The sequence below is a fragment of the Xanthocytophaga flava genome (assembly GCF_030068545.1).
Classification (GTDB): Bacteria; Bacteroidota; Bacteroidia; order Cytophagales; family 172606-1; genus Xanthocytophaga; species Xanthocytophaga flava.
The window spans coordinates 40373-66092 of the sequence record NZ_JASJOR010000036.1; the positions used below are offsets into that span (position 1 = coordinate 40373).

Sequence of the window (25720 nt, forward strand, 5' to 3'; positions counted from 1 at the left end):
AGTTCCGCTTGCAAAATACTATCTTTTCAGGAGATTAAACCTGACAATTTACGAGAGTGATTGATTTTCTACAGACGCCAGTTCCAGCAATTTCTGGTACTCCATAGGAGTGAGGTCATTATAGAAGAAATGGATTGGATTTACTTTCTGTCCATTGTGTAATACTTCATAGTGAAGGTGAGGCGATACAGATGTTCCTGTACTACCCACATATCCAATCAACTGTCCACGTTTTACACGTTGGCCATTATGTACAATAAAACGTTCCATGTGAGCATACAATGTAGTGTATCCATATCCATGGCTGACCTGTACTTCATTACCATATCCACCACTGTTATGTACTGCCACACTGATTACGCCATCACCGGTAGCATAGATAGGAGTGCCCCGCTGACAGGCAAAATCAACACCTGTGTGCATTTTCATTACTTTGTAGATAGGGTGCATACGCATTCCAAAACCCGAGGCTAAGCGCTTAAGCTCTTTATTGGATACTGGCTGAATAGCAGGTAAAGAGGCAAGCATTTTGGTTTTGTTGTTTACCAGAGTAACAATTTCGTCATAAGACTTGGTCTGGATATACATTTTCTTCTTTAACTTATCAATTTTCTGACGGGTTGAAAGAATCAACTCTTCATTTTTTAATCCTTTCTCAAGGATTTCCTTGTAACGATCTACACCTCCAACACCTGCTTCACGAACAGATTCTGGAATAGGAGAGGCTTCGAAAATGACCCGGTAAATGTTGTCGTCGCGTTCCCGCAAAGCACTCAGCATCTGGGTAGTTTTTTGTAATTCTTTATTCATCACTTCATAATACAACTTCAATTCCTGATTCTCACGTTGAAGAGCTTCTTCACGGTCTGAACGAAAATATGAGTTATATAATGGCATAAGTGCCAGCGAACAAAGGAAAGCCACAGAAACGAATCCTAAAATATTAATGGCTACATCAGAAGGTTTAACTTTAACTCGTTCATATTTACACGTTTCCGTGTCATAGTAGTACTTTATTCTGGCCATTCGTTCAAAAATTGGGTTTAACTACTAATTTTGTGCAGTCATGCATTAAAATAAGCTGGGTGAAACATTTTGAATAAAAAATACAGCAGCGTTAAACTGGAATTTTTTTTATGGTAGGCTGTGCAATTTAATAAGTTTCTATAAAATGCAAAGTGTTGATTTTTTTTTCAAACTTACATGTGTGAAAGGAATATAGCGTTCTGTAATTTTTTATGTAAGTGTAATTTGTTGATATACAGAGGATTGCTATTATATGCTGTTTGTTGACTACTGTAAGAAAAAAGAAGAAGTTAGCATACTAGGTAGAAATACGCTAAATATATTTTAGTGTGAGCCTGAGTATCAGGTAAGTTTTATTTTAAGAATTTGGCATTTTTGCAAAAGAATTGCGTTGCAGATAATATAAGGTGTTGATCTATACATAGATACCAATCAATAGAGCAAATCAGTATCTGCAAAAGAGTAGAGTTGTATTATTATATAGTATATAGTTTAATAAAATTTCATAACATGACGTCGCACGAGATCAGACAGCAGTTTTTAGATTTTTTTCGTTCCAAAGGCCATTTGATTGTCCCATCTGCTCCGCTTGTTCTTAAAAATGACCCAACCCTGATGTTTACTAACTCAGGTATGGTGCAGTTTAAGGATTACTTTCTGGGCAATGGAGTTCCTCCTTCCAGACGGATTGCAGATACACAGAAATGTTTGCGGGTAAGTGGTAAACACAATGACCTGGAAGATGTGGGATTTGACGGAACACACCATACCATGTTTGAGATGCTGGGAAACTGGTCATTTGGAGATTACTTTAAGCGGGATGCCATTGCCTGGTCCTGGGAGTTGTTGACTGATGTGTTGAAAATACCAAAAGATCGGTTGTATGCAACCGTTTTTGGAGGAGATACGGCTGAAGGGTTGGCCTCAGATGAGGAAGCAAAGGATTTATGGAAACAATACCTGCCTGAAAACCATATTCTATATGGTAATAAAAAAGATAATTTCTGGGAAATGGGAGAGCAGGGACCTTGTGGACCTTGTAGTGAGATTCACGTAGACTTACGTTCAGATGCTGAACGGGCAGCCGTACCTGGTGAGACACTGGTGAACAAAGATCATCCGAAGGTGATTGAGATCTGGAACAACGTATTTATGCAGTTTGAACGGAAGGCTGATAAGTCATTGGTAACTCTTCCTGCCAAACATGTAGATACAGGTATGGGCTTTGAACGCCTTTGTATGGTATTGCAGGGTGTGGAGTATACCTATGATACAGATGTGTTTACTCCTTTCATCCGGTTTATTGAGCAACATTCCAACAAAAAATATACGGGTAGTTATGATCGCAAAAGTTTGACGGATGTTGCGATGCGCGTAGTGGTGGATCACATTCGTGCCGTTGCTTTTACAATTGCTGATGGCCAGTTACCATCTAATAATGGTTCCGGGTATGTAATTCGCCGTATTCTGCGCCGTGCTGTGCGGTATTACTATTCATTCCTGGAAATAAAAGAGCCTTTTCTGCACCGGTTATTGCCTTTGCTGGCAAATGAATTTGCTACTGTGTTCCCTGAATTGAAGGCTCAGGAAGAATTTGTAAAAAAGGTTATTCTGGAAGAAGAAAAAAGCTTTCTGAGAACTTTGGAAGATGGATTAGAGAGATTGGAAGCAGTTGAAATTAAGTCTGATTTTTTAGATGGAAGAACAGTTTTTGAACTATATGATACGTATGGATTTCCTGCAGATTTAACAAGGTTGATAATGTCAGAGAAAGGAATTTTCGTAGATGAAAATGGCTTTAAAGTGGCATTAGATGAACAGAAGAATCGTAGTAAGGCAGATGCAGAGAAACAGGTAGGAGACTGGGTTATACTGGATGATACACCTAAAGTTACCTTTGTAGGGTATGATGAATTGTCTGTTAATGACTCAAAGGTGCTGAAATACCGGATTACCAAAGACAAAAAAGGAGAACAGTTCCAGATTGTATTGAACAAAACACCTTTCTATCCGGAAGGTGGTGGTCAGGTAGGTGATACTGGTGTGATGAGTTTTGATGGAGAGGAAATTAAGGTAGTTGATACCAAAAAGGAGAATGATCTGGTAATCCATGTAGTAGATAAATTACCTGCTGATATTAAAGCAACGGTTATTGCACATGTAAGCGATACAAAACGTCATCTGACTGAAAACAATCACTCCGCTACACACTTATTGCATGCTGCTTTACGCAGAGTTTTAGGTACTCACGTAGCTCAGAAAGGATCGTTGGTAAACGAGCAATACCTACGTTTTGACTTCTCACACTTTGAGAAAGTGACTGATGAACAACTGGCTGAGATTGAACATATCGTGAATCAGAAGATTCGTGAAAACATTGCCTTACAGGAAGATCGTTCTCTGCCAATTGAAGAGGCTCGGAAAGCGGGTGCTATGATGTTGTTTGGTGAGAAATATGGTGATACCGTTCGTATGATCACTTTCGATCCAGGTTATAGCCGCGAGCTATGTGGTGGATGCCATGTATCTGCTACTGGTAAGATTGGTTTGTTCAAAATTACCTCAGAAGCTGGAGTCGCTGCTGGTGTACGTCGTATCGAAGCTATTACAGCAGATGCTGCTGAAACCTATGTGGATGAGCAGACCTTATTGTTAAAAGAAATCAAAGAACTGCTGAAAAATCCGAAAGATGTTAAAAAGGCAATTGCAGATTTGCTGGAAGAAAAAGGAAAACTCACAAAGCAGGTAGAAGTATACGAAAATCAGCAACTTCAAATAGTAAAAGAGGAGTTGATTAAAAAGATTCAGATTGTGAATGGAGTACAGGTAGTTGCTGAAAAAGTATCTGTTCCTTCTGTTGAAGCCTTAAGACAACTGGCTTATGACTTAAAAGCCAAGATGGATCAAGCCTTTATTGTATTAGCTGCAGACATTCAAGGAAAACCGCAGATTGCTGTGATAATAGCAGAAGAATTGGTAAAGGAAAAGAACCTGCATGCTGGTAATATTGTCAAAGAACTGGCGAAAGAGATCAAAGGTGGAGGAGGAGGGCAGCCTTTCTTTGCTACTGCAGGTGGTTCGGATGTAAATGGTCTGGATCGGGTAGTAGAAAAAGGGAAGCAGTTGGTGTAATCCTTTTGTTGAAATAAAAGTAAAGGCCCTTCTATGTCTCATAGAAGGGCCTTTACTTTTATAAAATCTGATAAATTTATAGGATTGCAATGCAGGAAATTTCCACATTTACATCTTTGGGAAGACGGCTTACTTCTACTGTTTCCCGTGCGGGAGGTAGTTCTGCAAAATAGCTTCCGTATACTTCATTGATTGCTGCAAAGTTGCCAAGGTCTTTTACGAAGATGGTGCTTTTCACTACATTGTCAAAGTCTACACCTGCTTCGCGTAGAATAAATCGAATATTACGCATTACCTGATGCGTTTCAATGACAATGCCTTCATCTGTCATCAGTTTGCCCGTTGCCTGATCGAGTGCAATCTGTCCGGAAACATAAATGGTGTTTTCTACTTGTACAGCCTGGCTGTAAGGGCCGATAGGTGCTGGTGCGTCTGGAGAAAAAATGATGGTTTTGGTCATAAGGGTATTGTATTTAATAGAGTATAAATAATCTGGAATTTGATTATAAAAGAGATCGTCATCTTTCTTTTGAAGACGTACTTGATTCCCGTAAGAAAATAAAAAAGCGCCAGTTTATACGAAAAATGGCGCTTTTTATATGAAAGTTTGAAATTAGATGTGAATCACTTCACCATAAGCTGCTGCAGCTGCTTCCATGATTGCTTCTGACATGGTTGGGTGAGGGTGAACAGATTTAATAATTTCGTGTCCGGTAGTTTCCAGATTACGGGCTACTACTACTTCCGCAATCATTTCTGTTACATTATGTCCGATCAGGTGAGCACCTAACCATTCACCATATTTGGCATCAAAGATAACTTTGACAAAACCTTCGCTGGCACCAGCGGCTTTGGCTTTACCAGAAGCAGTAAATGGAAACTTACCTACTTTCACTTCATAACCAGCTTCTTTTGCTTTCTGCTCAGTATATCCTACAGAAGCGATTTCTGGTGAGCAATAAGTACAGCCTGGAATGTTATTGTAGTTCAATGGATGTGGATGTTGTCCGGCAATTTTCTCAACGCAGATGATACCTTCGGCAGACGCAACGTGTGCAAGAGCCTGTGAGGCAAGAACGTCACCAATAGCGTAGTATCCTTCTACATTGGTACGATAGTATTCATCTGTAACGATTTTGCCTTTGTCTGTTTTGATCCCTACTTCTTCCAGACCAATGTTTTCGATATTGGCAGTAACCCCAACAGCTGACAATACAATATCGCAATCGATAGTTACGTTGCCTGTCTGGGTTTTTACAGATACTTTACATCCTTGTCCTTTGGTATCTACTGACTCTACAGATGCATTGGTCATAATTTCGATACCCAGTTTTTTGTATTCGCGTTCCAGTTGTTTGGAGACCTCTTCATCCTCAACAGGTACGATACGTGGCATGAACTCAACAATGGTTACTTTGGTGCCAATAGAATTATAGAAATAGGCAAACTCAACACCAATAGCACCAGAACCAATTACAACCATTGAGGCAGGTTGTTTGTCAAGTACCATGGCTTTGCGATAACCTATGATCTTATCATTGTCAATTTTAATATTAGGAAGTTCTCTGGCGCGTCCTCCTGTAGCTATAATGATGTGTTTGGCTTCATGAGTAGCTTTCTTTCCATCTGCATCAATTACTTCTACTTTCTTACCAGGAAGAACTTTACCTGTACCTACAATCGTATCTATTTTATTTTTACGGAACAGAAATTGCACACCTTTGTTCATCCCTGAAGCTACTTCTCTACTACGCTTTACCATCCCTGTAAAGTCAGCTTTAGCATCTTTTACTTCAATTCCGTAATCTTTGGCGTGGTGAATGTATTCAAATACTTGTGCACTTTTCAATAATGCTTTGGTTGGGATGCAGCCCCAGTTCAGACAGATGCCACCTAACTCTGCTTTCTCTACTACACCTACCTTCATACCGAGTTGAGATGCGCGAATTGCTGCAACATATCCTCCCGGACCGCTACCAATGACAATAAGATCGTATTGTGCCATTTTGTTAATGTTAAATGATTGATTAGTTGAATGGTTGATTGCTGACCAGAGTTGCTTTTGTTGAAAGATAGTTCCTGTCAGGCGGGCAACCGAAGTCCTTTAAAATCGACGGGCCAAAAATAGTATCTTTTTTGAAATAAAAACCCGCTTTGAGTAGGAACAAATGTAATTGCAAAAAAATTACATTTTCGCATTGTTTTCCAGATAGGTCTGTTTAGCCTGCATGGAAGCCAGATGATGACGGTTGTGAAAGATGGTAAAAAACAACATTTCACGGGCCGTAACAGGTCCAAGCAGTGGATGTTTCCAGACTGTAAACAGATCCAATATATCTTCAGTCCATGTACTCAGACTTTGTTGCAATGTACTAGCTGCCCTGCTAAAATCATCCAGAAACTGCATCTGCTGCCTGTTGTGTGTTTCTTCATCAGGAACGAGGTGTGTTGGAATAACTATACCACCCATTGCATATTTCTCTCTGTATTCTGCTACAATTTCATTGTAATTCCGGAGACTGTGTCTGGTTTCACGAAGGGTTGATGCCGACTGCGAGAAGGCTTGTGCACTACCCATATCTGAACTGATCAGATGAAAAAGTTCTTCCGCTATGCTCCATTTGGCAGTAGGTTTCGCATGCAGGGTTGCAGGAGAAACGGTCTGAATAAACTGTTCCACTTTTGCCAAACTTCCTGACAGAGCTATCTTAATTTCAGAAAAAGTATACATACAGGTGGTCAGTATGGTTCTGTTGTCTGGAAATATACTCAGAAATACTATATCTGGCTTTCGCTAAGCCAGGGTGGAAGGGCTGGTGCCTGATAGGTACGCATTTTTTCTATAAGTACAGGTAGATCTGAATCTACCAATACCATACGTCGGTTAATCGGTTTCAGCAGTTCTTCTTCTGCCATGCGATCAAAAAGTGTGATCAGTGCATCGTAATAGCCATTGATATTCCAAATGGCTATTGGCTTTCGGTGCAAACCCAGTTGTGCCCAGGTAAGAATTTCACAAAGTTCATCCATTGTCCCAAATCCTCCCGGCATAGCAATAAACCCTTCAGCAAGATCAGCCATACGGCTTTTGCGGTCATGCATGGTATTAACACGTATCAGTTCTGTCAGATTTGTATGGGCTATTTCTTTGGTTGCCAGAAAATCTGGAAGTACACCTGTAGCTTTTCCACCGTTTGTCAATACTGCATTAGCTACTTCTCCCATGAGCCCTCGTTGTGACCCTCCATAAATAAGCCGGATATTTTCTGCTGCAAGAAGTTTTCCAAGTTGCTGAGCCGCTTGTGCATATTGAGGGTCCTTTCCTATGCCAGAGGCGCAAAAAACACAAATGCTTTGCATGTTAAATTAGAGTCTTAAGTATATTAAATAGTTTGTTGATTACACACAAAAATAAATCATTCAAAAAGAATCACAACTAATCAAAAGATTATGGTTGTATTATCTTCCTGTTGAAGGATGCAAAGATGCCTGAGTGTGATACTCTATATTACTCCCATAACTTGTATTGTTCCAGATGTACTTTCTTATTGAAGAAGATTCGGGTAGATGCTTCAAAAGACTGTGTGTAATCTGAAACAAAAAAATGCTGAGTAGCTTTGGCAGTACTGGCAGATAGTAAGTTTTCTGTACGCAGAGATTCTTTTACAGCTTCTGCTACAATTTCTGACGTATCAATGATTTGTATACTATTCTTGTAAAACTGCTCTATTTCTTTTTTTATAAGAGGATAATGGGTACAACCTAGTATCAGAGCCTGAATATCATTCAGGTGTGAATCCTGCAGATATTTTTCAATGACACTGTAACTAATGGTGTTATTGAAAAAACCTTCCTCTATCATGGGAGCCAGTAAAGGAGTAGCCAGGGACTTGAGAGTTACCTTCTTTTTCAGTGCCTTGATCTTCTTTTCGTATACTTTTGAAAATACTGTTTGTTTGGTACCAATCAAACCAATGGTCTGACTAGCAAACTGCTGACCTGCATATTGCACAACCGGATCGATTACATTTAGTACTTTAGCTTTACTGCCTACATATTCTTTGACTAATTCATACGCTGCAGCTGATGCCGAATTACAGGCAATCAATATCATTTTGCAGTTCTGTTTTAGCAGTACATCACAAATTTTTACAGAATATGCCTGTATCGCTGCTGCAGATTTATCTCCGTATGGAAGGTGGGCCGTATCACCAAAATAGACGATGGATTCATGTGGCAGTGCTTTGGTTACAGCCTGTGCTACCGTAAGTCCACCAATGCCTGAATCAAAAATGCCAATAGGGTTTTCGTTTGTCAAGGTATGAGGTATTTTAATCGCTATTACTACGAGTGTGTTCTGATTTATCCCAAGCTCTATTTTAACTGAATTTTCTTTTCTACTTCGTTAGCCTCCTCATCAAATGTTTTGGCTGTAATGGTACCATCCTGATTTTTGGTGAACAGTGGTTTCTGGTCTTCCAGTTGCCATTCGCGTATCTCAAAGTTAGCTATCTCTTTCCACTCACTATTTTTATATGTATAGATGTAGAATTGGTTTACATTGGAGTAGTCTGCATAGTCAATGATGTAGGAGAGTTCATCTGTGCCATCTCCATTCAGATCACCTTCATTGATCAGTTGCATAATACCAAACAATTGGTCGTGATCAGAAATAGGGAGATCTTTGATTGCAGCATTGGTAGATGATAAATACACTTTAGGATGTCTGCTGATGACGAGACCTACAAGGCTGTCAAATTCGATCTCAGGATAATTTTTGCTTAGCTCTTGTCCTGTAGTGCGACTTACATAATGCTCCTGAAGTTTTTCTTTTGTGCCGTCTCCATCAAAATCGCCGTCTAGCTCGGCACGATATCCCAAACTTTTGTCGGTTTCTGATTTTGCAGGTGTTGAAGATACTGTATCTATTGATGTGATTATGGTATCCTGCGTAGTTGAGTTATCTTCGGTTGTTTGAGTAGATGAGGTACAGGCTGTGCCCAGTATCCATAGCCAGAGTATATATTTTTTCATAAATGATGAAATCCTGAATATTTTCTGGCTGCAAGTTACAGGATTACATAATATCAGAATATGTCCTGTAAACTTTTCCGGATAAAATTATCTAAGAAGGAAAACAGGAGATGAGGAGACGTTAATAAATGCCAGGGCTTTGCTGAGGTGTAACCAGCCATTTTTCGTAGTCTTCTATAGTGTCGATGTCTATGCCTCCTTTGGGAAAAGATACAAACTGAAGTAATTCCTGATAATCCGGAATAATGGAGCGAGCACCTTTGTCTCCCTTTAAGGCAAGTAGTTTATAAAAAGTGCCATGAGCAAACAATGCCGGGACTCCTAAAACATCCTGATACGATGAAGCTACTATAGGAGCGGCGGTTTGTTCATAAATTTGAATCAATTCATTGAGTAAGGTAGGTGTAACAAAAGGTTGATCGCACAGCATAAGAACTATCGCTTCCAGATTGGGTTTCTTCTGCAACATATAGTTAACACCCATACGAATGGAAGAAGCCATTCCTTCATCCCAATTGTGATTGATAATTGTTTCAATAGGCAGAGAGGCTATTTCTGAGGAAATCTCATTGGCGTGGGCTCCCAATACAACTACGCGTTCTGTAACATCAAGGGCAAGGATCGTTTGAATGCTTCGCTCAATTAATGATTGTCCCTGAAACTGAAGAAGTTGTTTGGGTTGTCCTAATCGGGTAGAAGCGCCTGCGGCTAAAAGTAAGATTCCTATCATGATTATAATGGCTGAGAGCGATTGATCTATATAAGATAGATGGTAGCTTTATTTTCAGGAAGATATAAAAATAAATACAGATCAAAACATTTTTTGGAATTAACCATTCAGAATTCTTTCATGGATCGGTCCTTGTTTAAAACGAAGGGGAGTACCTGACTTATTATGGAAGTGTGCCTGTATTTCTGATACAATTGCTAACGCTATCTCATCGGGTGTCTCTGCGCCTATCTCAAGCCCTATCGGACTATGAACTTCTGTGAGTCGATTGTCATCAAATGTTTTGTCTGACTCTTCCCACTCTCCAAGCATTTTTTCATATCGTTTGCGTGGTCCTAACATCCCTATGTAACCTACATCCGATATAAGTAACTGTTCCAGAATAGCTTTGTCGTACTTATATCCATGAGACATCAATACAGCTGCTGTGCGTTCTGTAAAAGATAACTTAGACAGAATATTATTTCTGTCAACAAGTAAAACTGCATCAGCACCTGGAAAACGTTTGGGGGCTACATGGGCAATACAGTCTTCTGTAACAGTGACATGCCATCCCAGTACTTTTGCCATTTCTACCAGTGGAGGAACGTCATATCCACCCCCAAAGATGATCAGCTGAATTTCGGGCTGTATGGATTCGATAAATACCTCAATTGTGTCAGATACGTAAGTAAGTAACTGTGATTTTCCGGATTGCCAGGTTTGATTCATCGCCTGACGAAGTTGTTCCTCTTCCGGGAAGTTAATAAAGCCTGGGTCAGCATCAGAGTCTGTTAGAATAAGGTGCCGAATACCCGTATAGGATTCTGGAGCTTTGACTACCTTGATTTCGATAAATGCAGCTCGGTTTGTCGTACATTGTTTCCAGAAATAGAGAGAGTGGTCCTGAAAGTAATCTGGGTCAATAGGTTCGATAAATACATCAATGATACCATTGCAACCTAAACCCACACCCAGGCTATTTGCATCGTCATTCATGGTATCATAGGTAACCATCATCGGTTTACCATCCAGCATAACCTGACGGGCTTTGCGGAGTGCATCTCCTTCCAGACAGCCTCCACTAATGGCACCAACCCATCGTCCATCGTCTGTGATTAACATTTTTGCACCTGGCCGACGATAAGAAGACCCTTCTACCCGAACTACAGTGGCCAGAGCTACTTTACGTTGTGAAAAATCAATTTGCTGATAAAGCTCTATAATTTTGCGAATTTCTTTCATGTACAGGCTATAAGAACAGTATAGATACAAAATCAATGCCTTCTGGTGGCGTTCGGAAAAGTTAGAACTTTTTATTGAATTCTTGTAGATAAAAGGGGATATGTGCTATGTATAAAGGATGACTGGTGTTAAAAAATTGACAGGTGACAGTTTTTATCCTATAAGGCTATTTCTTTTTCCGTTCCACCCGATACATAGTTCCCTGTTCGTTGCTAATGATAAAATCAGTATCATTAATGTAGGTAAGTGCTTCAGCCTGGCTTCTGGCTAGTTTAATACATTCATAAGGCTCCTGAAAGAAGTTATTCGGGTTTTTAATGTTAAAAACAAATACCTTTCCATAAGTTAATAATGCCATCTGAGTACCGGAAGGGTTCATATCTGCCGCCGTTACCATACTTTTTATTTTGACAGTGCTCCGTATCCTGGCAATATGATTTCCTGCTGTAGCAGGTAATACATACATTTTCTCAATTCTATTTCCTCTGTTTTTGGAGAAAAGATACAGGCTGTCTGCATGCCAGAAAAAGGCTTCGCAATCAAAGTTCCGATCTTCTGGAGCAGGCGGGAACGCTGTTTGATCTTCATAGGAGAAGCGAATACTGTCTATTTTTTCCGGATGTCGTGGGTTTACTTTAAAGATGGCCAGGTTTTTCCGTCGATTGTTGTTGTTACCAAAATCGCCAATATAAATATTGCCTTGAGTGTCATTTGTTATGTCTTCCCAATCATGATTATGAATGCCTTGCAACCGGATTTTCTGCAGAAGTTTACCCTTGTCTGTGACTTGAAAAATATCAGCAGGAGAACCACCATCATTATGTGTCCAGAGTACTGTAGGAATACTATCGGTGGCAAGTCCGGAACTTTCGCTGATTATTTCAGGAAGCTGGCCTATTTTTGTAACTTTATAATTACGGGTGCCAGTTTCAAAGCCACTCTCGCGCTTTTCATAGTGACAGTTACAAAGTAAAACTTTAAGGGACAATAAGAGTGAAATAACTTTATATTTCAGCATTTTCTCAGATTTAAAACTCACTTGCAGAAATGATTAAATTTTTCAATAAAAGAGATAATAAGAATCGGGTATTTTTTATTTTACACCTATTCCAAACAGTTTCTGCTGTATTTATCAAAGCGAATTAACAACTTTGCATTTAACTTTTTATTGTCTGTCTGAACAATTTTTATGGAGAACCCTCGCGCAGTGCAGCTTCCAATCTATGCTAAGATTACTTTTATACTCATTAGCATTGCCTTATTGTGGATTTTTTTGGTCCAAATGGCAGGAATGCTGATTCCAATTTGCTTCTCACTTTTATTTGCTTTACTGCTTCATCCCTTATGTGTCCGGCTGGAAACCTGGAGGGTGCCACGTGTACTGGCAATTACACTGTGTTTGATTTTACTGGTGATTGTGGTAGTTGGAATACTCATGGGCATAGTAGTTCAGCTTACAGATTTTGCGGATATCTTACCTGATCTGCAAAAGAAGTTTCTCAAACTTTTTAATGATGCGCAAATCTGGGTACGTACAGAATTTGGTGTTCGAAAAAAAGAACAGGCCGACTGGCTTGAAAAAAATGCCCAGATGCTCACCGATTCCAGCGGACAAATTGTAGGAAACCTTTTATCTGTTGTGTCCAATGCCTTTACTAATCTGGGACTGGTGCCTGTATATATTTTCTTTCTATTATACTATAGAAACTTTCTCAGAAAGTTTCTGGATCGTCTTTTTTCGTCTGCTTCAGAAACGCATATTCTGTATATACTCATCAAGGTGCGTGATGTGGTGCGTAACTATCTGGTAGGGTTAGTGTTTGTGATGTCTATCATTGCTACCTTGAATACCCTGGGATTATTAATTCTGGGTATACAACACGCCTTGTTTTTCGGTATTCTGGCAGCTCTTCTTAATGTGATTCCTTATATAGGTATTGTGATAGGTTCGATATTACCTATATTAATGGCAATTCTAACCAAAGACTCTCTCTGGTATGCTGTAGGTGTATCTGCTGTCTTTACCGTTGTGCAGTTTCTGGAAGGTAATTTTATTACTCCCCGTATTGTTGGTTCGAAGGTAAGTGTTAACTCCCTGGCAACTGTCATTGCATTGATCATGGGCGGATTATTATGGGGGGCTCCCGGAATGATTCTGGCTATTCCGTTTACAGCTATGTTTAAGGTTGTTTTTGACAATATTCCAGGTATGGAAGCATGGGGATTCTTGTTGGGCGAAGTGCCTGAAGAACACCTGAAAGTACAAACTGTAATTGTAGAAGCTGTAGAGGCAGTAAAAGAAGAAGTAGAAGAAATCGTAGAAGACGTAAAAGAGGTAGTTTCCCCTGACCCGAAGAAAGACACTAAGTAGGATTGATAAGCTCAGGAGTTAAAGATATTTGAAATAAAGTCCCTATACTAACTTTTGTGATTGTGTAGGAACTTTATTTTTTAGTATGGTTTAAAATCCTACTCCTTTTGTTTTTGTTTTAATCCGACACAAATACATATCAGCTGTGATGTAGAGTGTAGAGCCATCATCACCAAAGGCACAGTTAGCGGTGGCTTCACCTGTATCAATGCGTCCCAGCAATGTACCTTCAGGGCTCAGTACCATTACTCCTCCTGGGCCTGTAGCAAATAGATTCCCATTTCTGTCTACTTTTAACCCATCCGGAAGACCTTTCATGGTACTAACATTGGCTGTGGCATCAAAGAATAGTTTGCCTTTACCCAGATTGCCGTCTTTAAGGACAGGATAGGCCATAATAATAGCTTTTTGTGGATCAGACTGAGCTACATATAATATCTTTTCATCAGGTGAGAAAGCAAGGCCGTTAGGTCGGGTCAGATCAGAAATCAATAAACTTATCTTTCCATCTGGTGAGATTCTGTATACACCACAGATAGATGTCTCACGCGATGGGTCATTTTCCTGATGAGGCAATCCATAGGGAGGATCTGTAAAGTAATAGCTACCATCTGACTTCTGGACTACGTCATTGGGACTATTAAATCGTTTATCCTGGTAATTATCAGCTAATGTGCGTTTGCCTCCACCAGAAAGAGGCATGAGAGAAACCCGTCGGTCTCCATGTTCACACGCAATAAGTTCTCCTTTTTGATTGATGGTCATTCCATTGCTGCCAGGTTCATTACTGTATCTGCCTGCTCCTGTATAGCCAGACGGTTTCAGAAAAGAAGTAATTCCTTCCGCTTCTTTCCATTTGAAGAGTGTATTGGGTGGGATGTCATTAAATAATAGGTAATTCCCTTCTTTTACCCAGACAGGGCCTTCTGTCCAGACAAATCCGGAAGCCAGTACTTCTATTTTTGCTTCTTTGTCAAGCAGATTGTCAAGTTTGGGGTCTATGCGTACTACTTTGCCAATGGTTGGATAATTTGTTTGGGAGAGAGCTGAACCAGCAAGTAGTACACCTGTAACAACAGATAAGAGTTTTTTGAATGGGTACATGGCGGCAGTTGTATAAAATTCAAAAACAAAGTGTTGTAAAGGTATTATTGTGGATTCTGTTTTTTAGGTAGTTTTTCCGCCTCAAACATTTTTTTGATATCAGACAGCCCAATAGAACTTGACGTTTTGAATATTAAGACCAGAACTATATCAATAAATCCTATCCCTATAGCTGCTTTCCAGCCTTCTCCACCATTTTTGATGGCAGATATGGTAGCAGCCATAAAAAGAAAAGTCGAACCAAAGAAGAATAAATAAAATAAAATCTTGGCAATTGGCTGAAATTCAACAGTAAGAATAATCTTTGTCTGGTTTTGATATTCTTGTATTTTTCCTGAAAATACCAAAAGCGGCTGATTTCTTCCCCTACTTACTGCTTGCATATAGAAACCATTGGTATAAAACTCACCTTCATAGTCTTCTTGTATGGTATATGCTAGATGGGTAAACATGGATGGCGTTGGAGCAGTAGTCTTGTCATAAAATCGCTTCTCCATTTCTTCAGGAGATAACTTTGTATAAAGGATATGCCTCTCATAAGGAATAAGGAAATAATCTATACGTGATTTAGTGTTCCAGAACATGTTATTTAATCTGCAAAGTGCATAATCTTTACTTCCGGATAGGCTTGGGAAAAAACAGAAATACCTTCATTAAACAGGTGCTCATTCTGGTGAAATTCATCCAGATAGTATTCAATCATAGCACCAAACATATCTATGATGCTGATTTTCATAGAGTAGGTGATTCCTTCGTAGCTATCTTTTTTTCCTTTTCTGTAAAGCTGAATGGTCTTTACAGCATGTGTACTTTGGTGCAGAACTTCTTTAATACGATTGATGTTGGTGGATATCTGCCGGGTTTTAAATAGCAGAAAGCCTATAAAGACCATATCCAGTACTATAGCAATAAAGAGATGGGGGGTAGATAATGCATTATCCAGGCCTTTAGCAAGGATGATTCCAGTTGCAAGTAAAGAGGCAATCACTGCCAGACTAAGTAAGATCATTACCTTACGTCTGGTTTGGAGATGGTATTTTTCAAAAAAAGCAAAGAGTTCCTGTTTCATGTAACAATTGTAGTTGGTTTGTATACTTTACAGACCTACTGATGCGATTGACAACATCAGTAGGTTAGAGATACTATCAAATAATCAGGATTTTTCAGCACCAGCCTGTACTTTTTTCCATACACGCCATACATTCTGATACATAATTTTAGCAATATCTTTTTCTGTGTAACCTCGTTTGAGCAACACATAAATCAGGTTAGGATACTGGGATACATCTTTCAGGCCTGTCGGAAGTGAATCACCGACACCATCATAGTCAGAACCAATACCTACATAATCCACACCGGCTACCTTGATAACGTGTTCGATATGGTCGGCTACCTTCTCAACATCCGCATACAGCGTTGGGTTCTGTTTGCGGAATTCTTCTATTACTGGTTTGGCCGCTTCATCACTGAATTTTAGATTCTTTTCAGTCAGTATAGCCTGTAGCTTTTTGCGTTTCTCGTCTACGTCTAATCTGGCTTTTTCATCCAGAAACGAAGTGCCAAAGTTGATTTGAATCACACCACCCTTTTTAGCCAGGGCTTTGATCATGTCATCTGACATGTTTCGTTTGAAACCAGGTGTATAGAATCGACAGGAAGAGTGTGAGGCGATACAGGGTACTTTAGATAGTTCAATAGCCTGATAAAAAGAATCATCCGAAACATGTGAAATATCTACCATGATACCCACACGGTTCATTTCCTTTACTACATCCTTACCATAAGGACTTAATCCTTTCCAGGTATAGGTACTATCATACGATGAATCACAGATATGATTATCTTTACCGTGAGTAAGGGTAATGTAACGGATTCCTTTGTCATAATAATATTTCACATCTTTCAATTCCAGAATAGGAGCACCATTTTCCATACCCATTGGAAGAGAAATGAGACCTTTCTTAAAGTTTTCGTCAACTTGTTGTGGTGTACGACCTTCTGCAAATTTATCTGGATGGGCTTTGATGATAGCCTGTATCATATCAATCAATGAATCGGCCAGCACTTTTTCATTACCTGTCTTCTGGTAACTGGAAGGGATGTAGATAGACATAAAAGGGGCAGACAAACCTCCTTTTTTTGCACGTACATAGTCGAAATCCCCTTCTTTAGTTTCTATAGGGATTCCCATGTATTCACGTTCCAGTTTGAACTGCTTTACTTTCAGGCGGTAGGGGAGATCTACGTGTCCATCTGTCAAAATGTATTTGTGAGCTATCTGATCTGCTTTTTGCCGAAGTTCCTCGTCTGTTGGCTGTTTCTTTTGTGCGATGGCAGCACAGGATAAAAATAAAAGACCAAGTAAAAGGTTTTTCATCAGGATAAGGTTGTTTGGTTAGGTAAAAGGTATGGCTTGTCTCCAAAAATAGTAATTTTTGTGAAAAAACGAACTGAAATTTACTTTTCTGCGAAACAAATCATGTCCCAATTCTTATTTGCCCTATGTTTTTGAAAGTGGTTTGTAAATTTGGCAATAAAAAGTTCTTAGCCCTTTATGCATCCCAATGGTACTTTATTCCTGCCATGCGGCGAATTTCGTCAAGTGTCTCAATGAGGAGAATGGAATCTGCAAAAGTCATAATTGGACTTTCTGTAAGCCCTTTCTGAAGGCAGTCTACTACATGTTGCGCTTCATACTGATACCCGAATCCATCTATTTTCTGATTAAATAGCTCTTTCTGAGAGCTCGGAGTATCCAGATAAAACTGTAAGGTTGCTGTTGTGGCATAAAATCTGGAAGTAAGTCGGATGCGGCCTTTACTACTATGAATGACAGCCTCCGTACCTGTGAAAGAGGCCAGGGTAGAGAAAAGTTGAGAGATCGTATGATTGTCATGTAACAAGGTGATGGCACATTGTTCGTCTACGCCAGTAGGAGCAGGTGTCATAATTGCCTGGATAGACTGAGGTTTGCCTAACAGGGAGAGTGCCAGAAATACAGGATAAATGCCAATATCCAGTAGTGAACCACCACCCAGATTGGGATCAAACAGGCGCCCTTCCGGATTATAAGGAGGTAAAAATCCAAAATCGGCAATAATAGAACGAATCTCTCCGATTTGACCCTCCGCAATAAACTGATTCAGTTTTTGAAAGTGGGGGAGAAATTTGGTCCATAACGCTTCCATCAGAAAAACTTTCTTGTCCTGAGCCAGAGCAATCATTTCTTTTACCTGATGGTTATTAATCGCAAAGGGTTTTTCACAAAGTACAGCCTTACTATGATTGAGGCAGAGTAGGGTGTGTTCATAGTGATATACATGAGGTGTTGCAATGTATATCACATCCACTTCCGGATTTTGAACCAGAGCTTCATAGGAATTGTGTTTGTATTTGGCTGGAAACTCTCTTGCAAAAGCATCTGCTGTTGATTGACTACGTGAGGCGACAGCAATAAGTTGTGCATTGTTCACAAATTGCAGATCAGAGGCAAACTTGCGGGCGATTTTGCCACATCCGAGAATACCCCAGCGAATGGTGTTAGGTTGCATACCTGTAGTATAGGAAGGTTTGGAACGATAGATTGGAAAATAAAATCTGAGCTTAAAAATAGCTGCTTTAAGTTTTTCTTTTATAGAATGAGTGTTCATTAGTTAAAGACAGCTCTTAAATTAAATGTAATTGTATAGCAGCCTTGATTAACAAAGCGGTATTCTTGGCCTCAAATTTCTGCATCAGATTTCTTCGGTGGGTCTCTATTGTAAAGAGACTCAGTTGTAGTTCGTCTGCCATCTCAGGGCTTGTTTTTCCATCTGAAATCATTTGAAGAATCTGTTTTTCACGTTTGGTAAGAGGTGGGATACTTTTGAGTTGACTGGCAGACGGCTTGGCAATGATCTTCTGGATTTCTTCGCTGAAGGTAATTTGTCCATTCAAGGCTTCCATGATACAGGTTATGAGTTCAGATGCAGAGGCATTTTTTACTACATACCCACTGGCACCATGGGCAAGCATCTGCATCACCAGACTTCTGTCATTGTGGTTGCTGAAACCCAGCACATAGGTCTCTGTTGATATATTTTTGATTTCCCGACAAAGCTCAACACCACTAATATCCGGTAAGGTAATATCCAGTAAAACCAGATCAATTTTTTTGTCGGTATTTTTCAGATAAGTGATGAAATCCCCTCCCAGGTGATACTCCTGAATTTCCTGTATGGGCAGATCCCTAATCAGTATTTTTTGTAGCCCTTCAATAACTATGGGATGATCATCTATGATTGCAATGGTGAGTGATGAATTAGTATGCAACATCAAATTCAATATTTATGGTAGTGCCTTCTGACAGTGCAGAAGATATGTCTAATTTACCTTTCAGGTATTCTACTCTGTTTTGAATATTGGTAAGGCCAATTCCGGATTTCTGTCCCTTGGCAACAGGGTCAAATCCTTGTCCGTTATCTTCCAGTGTAATGAAAAATATGGATTCATTCTGGCTACATTGTACAATGATTTCAGATGCGTTGGCATGCTTAATTGAATTGGTGAGTAGTTCCTGTACAATACGATAAATATTAACCTGAGTTTCTTTGGGCAATTTCGTGTCAATGTCGAAGGCTTCAAAAGAGATCTGCGTTTTATCTGTAGTCATTGAGTCACACATATCCCGAAGAGCAGATTCCAAACCTAGCTGCAATAAGGATTCAGGCATCATATTTCGGGCTATCCGACGCAATTCATTGGTGGACACATCCAGTTGATTCAGTATCTTATCTAGTTCTGATCCTGAACGACCATCATTACCAGCAATGCGGGATAAATTTATCTTTATACCTGCCAGCATGCCTCCCAGTCCATCATGCAGATCAGTAGCTAGTCGTTTCCGTTCTTTTTCCTCACCCTGCATAAGAGCTTGTGTGAGCTGGATCTGTTGTGTTTGCTTTGTTTCTTTTAATTGTTGCTGGTAGTTTAGTTCTTTCTGTTGGGATAGTTTACGGCTGTTGCGGTATAGAACTAAAGCAAATAAGGCTGTACTAAGTAGTACCAGACTAGACGCACCCAGCAATCCTGTTAAAAGACGTTGATTCTTTGATTCGAGAGCCGATTTTTCTTTGGCAGCCTGGAGTACAGCTATTTTCTTTTCATTCTCTGCATTCTTGTACTTAGTCTCCAGTTCTACGATGTCTTTCTGAAATTTAGTCTCATAGAGGCTGTCACTAAGGATAATGTATTGTTTTGCCCATTGATAGGCCTTTTGGGTGTCATTTAGTTGGGCATAGGTAGTGTACATTTCTTTATAGTACAGTTTTCTGTCCTGAATAAGCAATGCAGGGTTTTCTATTAGTTCATTCAATACAAGAACCGCTTTTTTATATTCCTTCTGATTGGACAAAGCTTTGTATTTTGCATGAAAAAGCCGGTTGAGTGCATGTACTGCTGACAGATACTTTGACAGAGTAATACCTTTATCAAAACTATCGATTGCTCGCTGGTGTTGATTGAGGTGATCAAAATAGATACCTTCTGCATAATAATAGATCAGATAGAGATTGGAAGCTGGATGTTGTGTCAAGATAGCCTGTGCCTTGTCCAGTACTTCTTTAGCTGCTTTGTATTGTTTGAGGTATACATAGTTTTCACCTGCAGTGATATATGTTTCGACCAGCTCTACTTCTCGCAAAGGATTATCTGAGAATGCTTTTTCTTCTGACTGGATGGATTGTTGCAGATACGAGGCTGCCTTGTCACGCTGATCAAGATTCATAAAGATAATGCCAATGCCTTTGTAGGCTTTACCCAAGACTATTCCATCACCTGATTGCTGACTATAAGGGACAGCTTTGTTGACAAAGGCATCCATAGCCCCTTTTTCATCTCCTTTAATCTGTTGTATAATACCATAGGTATGCCATAGTACGCCTCTCAGTTTATAGGCTTCTGCATTCTTGAATGGTTGCAGCAGAGAGTCTGCCTTCCGTATATTTTTTTCGAGAGTAAAGATATCTGTAGTGGCAAACTGGGAAATTGTCTGATAATAAGAAGAGGCTGCTTTTAGAAATGGATACTTCTGACCCAAACGAGCTCCCTTCTGATAGGCATCATTAGCTTTCTGAAGATCGTTGATTCGTCTGTAAAACAGCGAAAGTCTAAAGTATGCAGCTGCCCGCATACTATCTGATTGGGCTTGCTGGGTTTGTTGTTCCAACTGAGAGATATAGGCTTTTTCATCACCCAATGAATAAACTACCTGAGAAAAGACCTGAACAGGTATAATACTATATATAACAAGAAGGAAAAGCTTTTTAAACATAATCAAAACAAGTGGTTGACGTCTATTGCTTACTCATAGTCATTGAGTAAACTGCATACTTAAACACATAAAAGTAGCTAACCGATTCGGAAAATGTAGTTGAACTTTAGAAAAAATACCAGGAAACCAGTAGAAAAAAAACGCATTTTCATGGTATTGACACCCTGTAGAACCCTCTCTAATTTTGTACATATCAATATGTCGTGAAATATCACGATTGCAAACTCCTCAAATTATGTGTTGCAAAATGAGCACACAAACTATACAGAATACTCTTTTTTCAATCCATTAGTACAAACCATTTATATGAAAACGAGCACTTTTAGATTATTTCTTTTTGTTTTAGCTATCTCATTCTCTGCCTGTAAAAAGAATAGTAATGATCCTGCTCCCGGCAATTCGAGCTTAGGTACTTTTGTAGGAAACATACAGGTCGTAGATGACCCCCAAACTCAGTTAGGATATATTTATAATGCCGAAGTATCTGTATCGACCAGCGGATCTGATGCTACTGTGAAGATTATTGGAGATCCGGGATTTGAACGGGAGTATACCGGAAAGGTGACAACTCGCCAAGATGGGTTATATGATATAACATTAAGCAAACAGACTAAACCTGCAGAGAAAGTTGCAGGCGAACGGGTAGTTATTATAAACAATAAACTGACTATTTCGCTGGATGTGGCCAATGATAATGTGACTGTTAGAAAAAATACGACTACCAATGAAACACTACAGATCACAGGTAAAATAAGCATGATCGGTACGGATATGTTGATTAAGTAAACCTTACCTGTTTTTGCTATGAAATTTTTCTGTGTGTTTATTTGGGGATGCATCCTGATTATGGGATGTAACCCGGTAGATAGAGCTAATCGGATTGCCAATAAAAACAAGGTCAATGTTATTTATCCTTCTGGACCTTTTGATAGCTTACAGGCCAAATCTGCTTTAGCCATTGGGAAGTCTATTATTCAGGGAGTGGCCTTTACCAAGCCTAAAACTAATCTTGGTTATAAGGCTCCCTTGGCAAAAAGAATATATGGGGCTAATATTCGGGTAGTCTTATATCCGGTAACTCCTTATTTTGAGGAGTGGTATAACTTACGCAACAAGAAAGAAGGAAAGAAAACCCGTGTATACCTTTCGGATGCTGCTGCCAGATATGGTTTGGCTACCAATACAGATGAATACGGACGGTTTACATTTAAGCAGATGAAACCTGGGAAATATTTTATTCAGGCTATTCTGGACTGGCATCATACAACCAGTGCCAATGTATATCAGGGATCGGGATATGATGGGTATGGACGGACGGATTATTATACAAGACAATACTATAATGTAGAGCATTCTGACCGACTTGAAAAGTTTATCACTATAGAAAATGAAGGTGAAACTGTAAAAGTTTCATTGAAATAGGCCAGAGCAGTGTTTTAAACGATTTTCTCTTCTATTTTTCCATTGGTGAGAAGTAGAAGAGAAAATCGTTTTTTGTTGCGGTATTTTATTAGAAATCTTATTTGCTTTGTGGTGTAGGATATACTGATGTGTATTGGCCCATTCCTGCCATACTTTATCCAATTGCTGGACTGTTTTCTGTCAAATGCTCGCCATCTTCAGGTTGGTTTTCAGCCTCAGGTATTTTGCTGATTTCTGCCTGATGATTATAATATCCTGTTAACAGAGAGGCATGGTAGGACAACAATGGGAAGTATTGTAAAACTGTGTAAAGCATACTCTATTATTGGCCAGGTAGCAATAGTGGGTGTTTTAGCATCTATAACAGCCTACAGCGGAGAAGCTCAGATCATCTTACAAAGGAAGTTGCGACAGGTACACCTTTAACCAGCGTCTGATATACAACGCAGTATCTTTCTGTTAATTTCTCAAGACTTTGCAGCTGCTCTATAGATAGTTCAGCATCTAGTTCAAAAGAAAGACGAATAGCCTTAAATCCTACAGATGCTTCTTTGGACACGCCCAGTGTACCACGAAAATCCAGATCTCCTTCTGCTTTAATTGCGCCTCCTTTTATCTCGACACCAATGGCTGTTGCTACTGCCCGAAGAGTTACTCCTGCACAGGCAACCAATGCCTCCAGCAACATATCTCCCGAACAGGCCAGCAAACCAGTTCCACCTGTGGCCGGATGAAGGCCTGCTTCAACTAAGGCTTTACCTGTCTCTACTTTACATGAAATACCTTCACCAATTATACCTTGGGCTTTGAGGGTAATCATCGCTACATCGGGTTGTTCTCTGTATTTTTCTTTTAAAGGAGCCTGCAGATTTTTAAGTTCTTCAGAAGTCATATAATCAAATGGTTAAAGTGATGGTTGTCATCAGTTATGGGAGTACCACGTTTGTTAAAACAAGGTAGCACATTTTTATAAAAAAAGAATTTTGTTGAGAGACAGGGTGGAATTTTCCATATATAGTGAAAAAACAAAACCATACAAACAGAGCCTTAAAAGCATAGATTGTATGGTTTTATAATGTCTTTTATCCTAAAAAAGATGAGGGAAAATCTTAAAAATCACCTCCTGCTCCACCACCACCAAATTTACCACCACCAAAAGATAAATCATTCTCAGGGGTTTGTGCATGTCCAAATGTTTGGGCAACAACCAGCGCCTCCGCTTCCAGAAAAACAGGTTTATTTGTATCTTCCGGTTCATAGGTAAAACCCGGAATCCCTTTTTTCAGATATTGAATGGCTACATAGGCTAGTACAAATAGAAACCCACCTGCCAGACTAGCTGCATAAGGAAGAGGCATTACGTGAAAATAGGTGCGGAAAGTGAATACTGCAAAGGCAACACAACCTAATCCTATCCAAAGCATACCACGATCTTTATTTTTCAAACCCAGATACATATAGCCAAGTGGCACTGATAGGGTGAAAGTCCAGAAGAACCAACCCATTGGAACAACTGGCAATCCAAAAAGCTCTTCAGCACTTTCCTGAATAAACAGGAAGTTGCCACTCAGATAGAATGTAATCAGACTCACTATTTCCACTATCTGAAAATTGCCAGACCAATATCTCAGATGATGCAACTTCTGATACTTTCTTACTAAAAAGTAGGCAGTAAGTGAAAATCCTATTCCTGTAAATGGTAAAAGATACAATGCTAATCCGGGTATCTTATTGACAATAAGCAACACAATGGTTAGCAGACAACCATAGGCTAACAGGGTGAGAATCCGATCTATATAACGGACTGCTCCAATTATAAGAAACGGCAGACCTATACAAAAGTAGGGGATAGGATCATCTATATATGGAGATAGTAAGCACATTCCTGCAATTATTTCTCCTACAGTTGTGTACAGTAATATATCATCTATACCACTGGCATAATGATGACGTCTTTTAATGAATGATTCTAGAATAAAGAAGCATCCCATACTCTGTATGAGATAAAAAAATCCTACAATACCAAACATCTCATCACCGCCGGTTGCCAAACCTACTACTACCCAGAAAAATAATTGAGCAGCTCCCAGCAAAATGGCAGCGAAGAAGCCAAGACCAATACGAATAAAGGCATTGGGAGTGTAGAAACTTGCTGGATAGTGTTGCTGAATGAGGAAAGATTGTTCCTGTGTAATCAGATTCTTTTTAAACCAATTTTTGATTTGTTCCTGTATCTGGGTATTATCCAGCCATTGAGGGTTATAGGCAAGCATATTTTTTTGTAGCAAAGTCTGGTTGAATTAAAAAAGATAGTGTAAACCTGTGGTTTTATTGCTCTGTGTTTTTAATACGCAAAATGGTTTTATACTTAAGTAGAAAAACAATGATAGCGGCACACGAACTCATAAAATAGAGTGTATAGAAGTATACAAGTGCTTCGCCCATTGTATAGTCCCTATCAATCTGAAAGACCAGATAGGTAAGAGCAATGTATCCATATATCAAGGCTACTACCATAAAATAGAGAGACGTACGGTTGCGGGCGTACCAGATAAAAAAAGCAATAGTCAGAATAAGCAGAGGTAAAAATACTGCCCAGATTTTCAGAATCATCAAGCCACTCAGACTGGCAATAAAGAGTATATGAATACCAAAGTTAAGATAAGTAAAAGCAAAATGTTTTTTTCGGTCTTGCTGTTCACTGAAAAAGGCAAGAGCACAAAGTATAACACCCAGGAGTACACCTGTCCATACAAGTTTAGAATCGCCAAAATCATTGCTGCTGAGAATATCAGCAGGAGTTACAGCAACACCCAGCCAGGATGCCAATGCTGTAATCGCAAGTGACAACGCCCCTCTGTGATCAAAAAAGTAAGCTACTCCAAAAAAGAATGTCATTGGAATAAAAGTAGCCAGACCATAGCGTGTACCAAAAATCTCATATTGATATTGTAGGTATCCTTCCAGAATCACAAACATTAAACAACCCAGCAATAGTACATAGTCGTAATAAGGAGAAGCACTTTCTGTCTGCTGCCATGAAAACGGGACCCTGCTACGATACGTGTAGGCAAAACAGGCTATACAGATAGCTGCTATACCTCCAATAATAACTCCATGACCAATACTATCTATATTATCATAAATAAGCCATCCCAGCCCCAGATTCAATAAAATAACACCCAGGTACAATACAGTTTTCAGTTCCCAATGTAGAGAAAATGGCTTGCTGGTTTCATAGGATTCGATCTGTTTACTTTGTGTCTCAGAAATTAATCCCTTGGTACTAAGTTCATTCAGAATGTGTTTGTGCATGAAAGCGAAAGTACAGTGTCTGTAGCAGGAATGCAATAAGGTGTTGAGTATT

At 39.5% G+C, this 25720-nt stretch carries 25 protein-coding genes; 4 read left to right on the forward strand and 21 right to left on the reverse strand.

Annotation, left to right across the window (positions count from 1 at the left end; all coding sequences use genetic code 11):
* Positions 1–48: 48 nt before the first annotated feature.
* Positions 49–1026, reverse strand: a complete 978-nt coding sequence (locus QNI15_RS33230) for a peptidoglycan DD-metalloendopeptidase family protein (protein ID WP_314000671.1) — start codon at positions 1024–1026, stop codon at positions 49–51.
* Between the two features lie 510 nt (positions 1027–1536).
* On the opposite strand from QNI15_RS33230, the gene alaS reads away from it, so the two are divergent.
* Positions 1537–4158, forward strand: coding sequence for an alanine--tRNA ligase (alaS, locus tag QNI15_RS33235; RefSeq protein WP_314036089.1), 2622 nt, complete (start codon positions 1537–1539; stop codon positions 4156–4158).
* Between the two features lie 76 nt (positions 4159–4234).
* Here alaS and QNI15_RS33240 read toward each other — a convergent pair whose 3' ends face one another.
* From QNI15_RS33240 to QNI15_RS33280, 9 genes are all read right to left on the reverse strand, one after another.
* Positions 4235–4618, reverse strand: a complete 384-nt coding sequence (locus QNI15_RS33240; protein ID WP_314000667.1) for a RidA family protein — start codon at positions 4616–4618, stop codon at positions 4235–4237.
* A 153-nt stretch (positions 4619–4771) separates the two neighbouring features.
* On the reverse strand, positions 4772–6163 hold the full coding sequence (gene lpdA / locus QNI15_RS33245) for a dihydrolipoyl dehydrogenase (protein WP_314000665.1): 1392 nt from the start codon (positions 6161–6163) through the stop codon (positions 4772–4774).
* Positions 6164–6343: 180 nt separating this feature from the next.
* On the reverse strand, positions 6344–6889 hold the full coding sequence (locus QNI15_RS33250) for a DinB family protein (RefSeq protein WP_314036091.1): 546 nt from the start codon (positions 6887–6889) through the stop codon (positions 6344–6346).
* Between the two features lie 47 nt (positions 6890–6936).
* Complete coding sequence (locus QNI15_RS33255; protein WP_313985057.1) at positions 6937–7518, reverse strand: LOG family protein; 582 nt, start codon at positions 7516–7518, stop codon at positions 6937–6939.
* Positions 7519–7666: 148 nt separating this feature from the next.
* Positions 7667–8476, reverse strand: coding sequence for a glutamate racemase (gene murI / locus QNI15_RS33260; RefSeq protein WP_314000661.1), 810 nt, complete (start codon positions 8474–8476; stop codon positions 7667–7669).
* A gap of 56 nt (positions 8477–8532) precedes the next feature.
* Entirely contained in the window at positions 8533–9192 is a 660-nt protein-coding gene (locus QNI15_RS33265; protein WP_314000659.1) for a hypothetical protein, read from the reverse strand.
* 121 nt (positions 9193–9313) lie between these two features.
* Positions 9314–9922, reverse strand: coding sequence for a nucleotidyltransferase family protein (locus tag QNI15_RS33270; protein WP_314000657.1), 609 nt, complete (start codon positions 9920–9922; stop codon positions 9314–9316).
* Positions 9923–10021: 99 nt separating this feature from the next.
* Positions 10022–11146 carry an XdhC family protein gene (locus tag QNI15_RS33275; protein WP_314000655.1) on the reverse strand — a complete coding sequence of 375 codons (1125 nt, stop codon included), beginning with the start codon at positions 11144–11146 and terminating at the stop codon, positions 10022–10024.
* 166 nt (positions 11147–11312) lie between these two features.
* Positions 11313–12164 carry an SdiA-regulated domain-containing protein gene (locus tag QNI15_RS33280; RefSeq protein ID WP_314036093.1) on the reverse strand — a complete coding sequence of 284 codons (852 nt, stop codon included), beginning with the start codon at positions 12162–12164 and terminating at the stop codon, positions 11313–11315.
* 171 nt (positions 12165–12335) lie between these two features.
* Between QNI15_RS33280 and QNI15_RS33285 the strand changes: the two genes are divergently transcribed.
* Positions 12336–13517: an AI-2E family transporter gene (locus tag QNI15_RS33285; RefSeq protein ID WP_314036095.1), complete on the forward strand. Its 1182-nt coding sequence runs from the start codon at positions 12336–12338 to the stop codon at positions 13515–13517.
* A gap of 90 nt (positions 13518–13607) precedes the next feature.
* Here QNI15_RS33285 and QNI15_RS33290 read toward each other — a convergent pair whose 3' ends face one another.
* From QNI15_RS33290 to QNI15_RS33320, 7 genes are all read right to left on the reverse strand, one after another.
* The gene (locus tag QNI15_RS33290; RefSeq protein ID WP_314036097.1) at positions 13608–14621 is read right to left on the reverse strand and encodes an SMP-30/gluconolactonase/LRE family protein; all 1014 of its coding nucleotides are present in this window, start codon (positions 14619–14621) and stop codon (positions 13608–13610) included.
* 44 nt (positions 14622–14665) lie between these two features.
* Positions 14666–15205: a hypothetical protein gene (locus QNI15_RS33295; protein WP_314036099.1), complete on the reverse strand. Its 540-nt coding sequence runs from the start codon at positions 15203–15205 to the stop codon at positions 14666–14668.
* A 5-nt stretch (positions 15206–15210) separates the two neighbouring features.
* Positions 15211–15690, reverse strand: a complete 480-nt coding sequence (locus QNI15_RS33300; RefSeq protein WP_314036101.1) for a hypothetical protein — start codon at positions 15688–15690, stop codon at positions 15211–15213.
* 84 nt (positions 15691–15774) lie between these two features.
* On the reverse strand, positions 15775–16998 hold the full coding sequence (locus QNI15_RS33305) for a dipeptidase (RefSeq protein WP_314000643.1): 1224 nt from the start codon (positions 16996–16998) through the stop codon (positions 15775–15777).
* 175 nt (positions 16999–17173) lie between these two features.
* The gene (locus QNI15_RS33310; protein ID WP_314036103.1) at positions 17174–18271 is read right to left on the reverse strand and encodes a Gfo/Idh/MocA family protein; all 1098 of its coding nucleotides are present in this window, start codon (positions 18269–18271) and stop codon (positions 17174–17176) included.
* Positions 18272–18287: 16 nt separating this feature from the next.
* Positions 18288–18935: a response regulator transcription factor gene (locus QNI15_RS33315; RefSeq protein ID WP_314036105.1), complete on the reverse strand. Its 648-nt coding sequence runs from the start codon at positions 18933–18935 to the stop codon at positions 18288–18290.
* On the reverse strand, positions 18922–20931 hold the full coding sequence (locus QNI15_RS33320; RefSeq protein ID WP_314036107.1) for a tetratricopeptide repeat-containing sensor histidine kinase: 2010 nt from the start codon (positions 20929–20931) through the stop codon (positions 18922–18924). The genes QNI15_RS33315 and QNI15_RS33320 overlap by 14 nt, the downstream gene beginning before the upstream one ends.
* Before the next feature lie 306 nt (positions 20932–21237).
* Between QNI15_RS33320 and QNI15_RS33325 the strand changes: the two genes are divergently transcribed.
* Together QNI15_RS33325 and QNI15_RS33330 are read left to right on the forward strand one after the other, a co-directional pair.
* The gene (locus QNI15_RS33325; RefSeq protein ID WP_313985019.1) at positions 21238–21717 is read left to right on the forward strand and encodes a hypothetical protein; all 480 of its coding nucleotides are present in this window, start codon (positions 21238–21240) and stop codon (positions 21715–21717) included.
* An 18-nt stretch (positions 21718–21735) separates the two neighbouring features.
* On the forward strand, positions 21736–22353 hold the full coding sequence (locus tag QNI15_RS33330; protein ID WP_314036109.1) for a hypothetical protein: 618 nt from the start codon (positions 21736–21738) through the stop codon (positions 22351–22353).
* Between the two features lie 154 nt (positions 22354–22507).
* Here QNI15_RS33330 and QNI15_RS33335 read toward each other — a convergent pair whose 3' ends face one another.
* From QNI15_RS33335 to QNI15_RS33350, 4 genes are all read right to left on the reverse strand, one after another.
* Positions 22508–22669, reverse strand: a complete 162-nt coding sequence (locus tag QNI15_RS33335) for a hypothetical protein (RefSeq protein WP_314036111.1) — start codon at positions 22667–22669, stop codon at positions 22508–22510.
* A gap of 72 nt (positions 22670–22741) precedes the next feature.
* Positions 22742–23245 (reverse strand): OsmC family protein, encoded by a 504-nt coding sequence (locus tag QNI15_RS33340; protein ID WP_314036113.1) that lies wholly within the window; start codon positions 23243–23245, stop codon positions 22742–22744.
* A gap of 217 nt (positions 23246–23462) precedes the next feature.
* Complete coding sequence (locus tag QNI15_RS33345) at positions 23463–24626, reverse strand: hypothetical protein (protein WP_314036115.1); 1164 nt, start codon at positions 24624–24626, stop codon at positions 23463–23465.
* 55 nt (positions 24627–24681) lie between these two features.
* Positions 24682–25668 (reverse strand): DUF2157 domain-containing protein, encoded by a 987-nt coding sequence (locus QNI15_RS33350; protein WP_314036117.1) that lies wholly within the window; start codon positions 25666–25668, stop codon positions 24682–24684.
* Between the last annotated feature and the right edge of the window lie 52 nt (positions 25669–25720).

Coding starts and splice junctions, on each gene's coding strand:
- QNI15_RS33325 (WP_313985019.1), top strand. CDS start 21,238: ATGAAAACGAGCACTTTTAGATTATTTCTTTTTGTTTTAGCTATCTCA.
- QNI15_RS33305 (WP_314000643.1), bottom strand. CDS start 16,998: ATGAAAAACCTTTTACTTGGTCTTTTATTTTTATCCTGTGCTGCCATC.
- QNI15_RS33280 (WP_314036093.1), bottom strand. CDS start 12,164: ATGCTGAAATATAAAGTTATTTCACTCTTATTGTCCCTTAAAGTTTTA.
- QNI15_RS33295 (WP_314036099.1), bottom strand. CDS start 15,205: ATGTTCTGGAACACTAAATCACGTATAGATTATTTCCTTATTCCTTAT.
- QNI15_RS33250 (WP_314036091.1), bottom strand. CDS start 6,889: ATGTATACTTTTTCTGAAATTAAGATAGCTCTGTCAGGAAGTTTGGCA.
- QNI15_RS33270 (WP_314000657.1), bottom strand. CDS start 9,922: ATGATAGGAATCTTACTTTTAGCCGCAGGCGCTTCTACCCGATTAGGA.
- lpdA (WP_314000665.1), bottom strand. CDS start 6,163: ATGGCACAATACGATCTTATTGTCATTGGTAGCGGTCCGGGAGGATAT.
- QNI15_RS33335 (WP_314036111.1), bottom strand. CDS start 22,669: ATGCTTTACACAGTTTTACAATACTTCCCATTGTTGTCCTACCATGCC.
- QNI15_RS33315 (WP_314036105.1), bottom strand. CDS start 18,935: ATGTTGCATACTAATTCATCACTCACCATTGCAATCATAGATGATCAT.
- QNI15_RS33285 (WP_314036095.1), top strand. CDS start 12,336: ATGGAGAACCCTCGCGCAGTGCAGCTTCCAATCTATGCTAAGATTACT.
- QNI15_RS33300 (WP_314036101.1), bottom strand. CDS start 15,690: ATGAAACAGGAACTCTTTGCTTTTTTTGAAAAATACCATCTCCAAACC.
- QNI15_RS33240 (WP_314000667.1), bottom strand. CDS start 4,618: ATGACCAAAACCATCATTTTTTCTCCAGACGCACCAGCACCTATCGGC.
- QNI15_RS33345 (WP_314036115.1), bottom strand. CDS start 24,626: ATGCTTGCCTATAACCCTCAATGGCTGGATAATACCCAGATACAGGAA.
- QNI15_RS33320 (WP_314036107.1), bottom strand. CDS start 20,931: ATGTTTAAAAAGCTTTTCCTTCTTGTTATATATAGTATTATACCTGTT.
- QNI15_RS33330 (WP_314036109.1), top strand. CDS start 21,736: ATGAAATTTTTCTGTGTGTTTATTTGGGGATGCATCCTGATTATGGGA.
- QNI15_RS33275 (WP_314000655.1), bottom strand. CDS start 11,146: ATGAAAGAAATTCGCAAAATTATAGAGCTTTATCAGCAAATTGATTTT.
- QNI15_RS33230 (WP_314000671.1), bottom strand. CDS start 1,026: ATGGCCAGAATAAAGTACTACTATGACACGGAAACGTGTAAATATGAA.
- QNI15_RS33340 (WP_314036113.1), bottom strand. CDS start 23,245: ATGACTTCTGAAGAACTTAAAAATCTGCAGGCTCCTTTAAAAGAAAAA.
- QNI15_RS33255 (WP_313985057.1), bottom strand. CDS start 7,518: ATGCAAAGCATTTGTGTTTTTTGCGCCTCTGGCATAGGAAAGGACCCT.
- QNI15_RS33290 (WP_314036097.1), bottom strand. CDS start 14,621: ATGTACCCATTCAAAAAACTCTTATCTGTTGTTACAGGTGTACTACTT.
- QNI15_RS33350 (WP_314036117.1), bottom strand. CDS start 25,668: ATGCACAAACACATTCTGAATGAACTTAGTACCAAGGGATTAATTTCT.
- alaS (WP_314036089.1), top strand. CDS start 1,537: ATGACGTCGCACGAGATCAGACAGCAGTTTTTAGATTTTTTTCGTTCC.
- QNI15_RS33265 (WP_314000659.1), bottom strand. CDS start 9,192: ATGAAAAAATATATACTCTGGCTATGGATACTGGGCACAGCCTGTACC.
- QNI15_RS33310 (WP_314036103.1), bottom strand. CDS start 18,271: ATGAACACTCATTCTATAAAAGAAAAACTTAAAGCAGCTATTTTTAAG.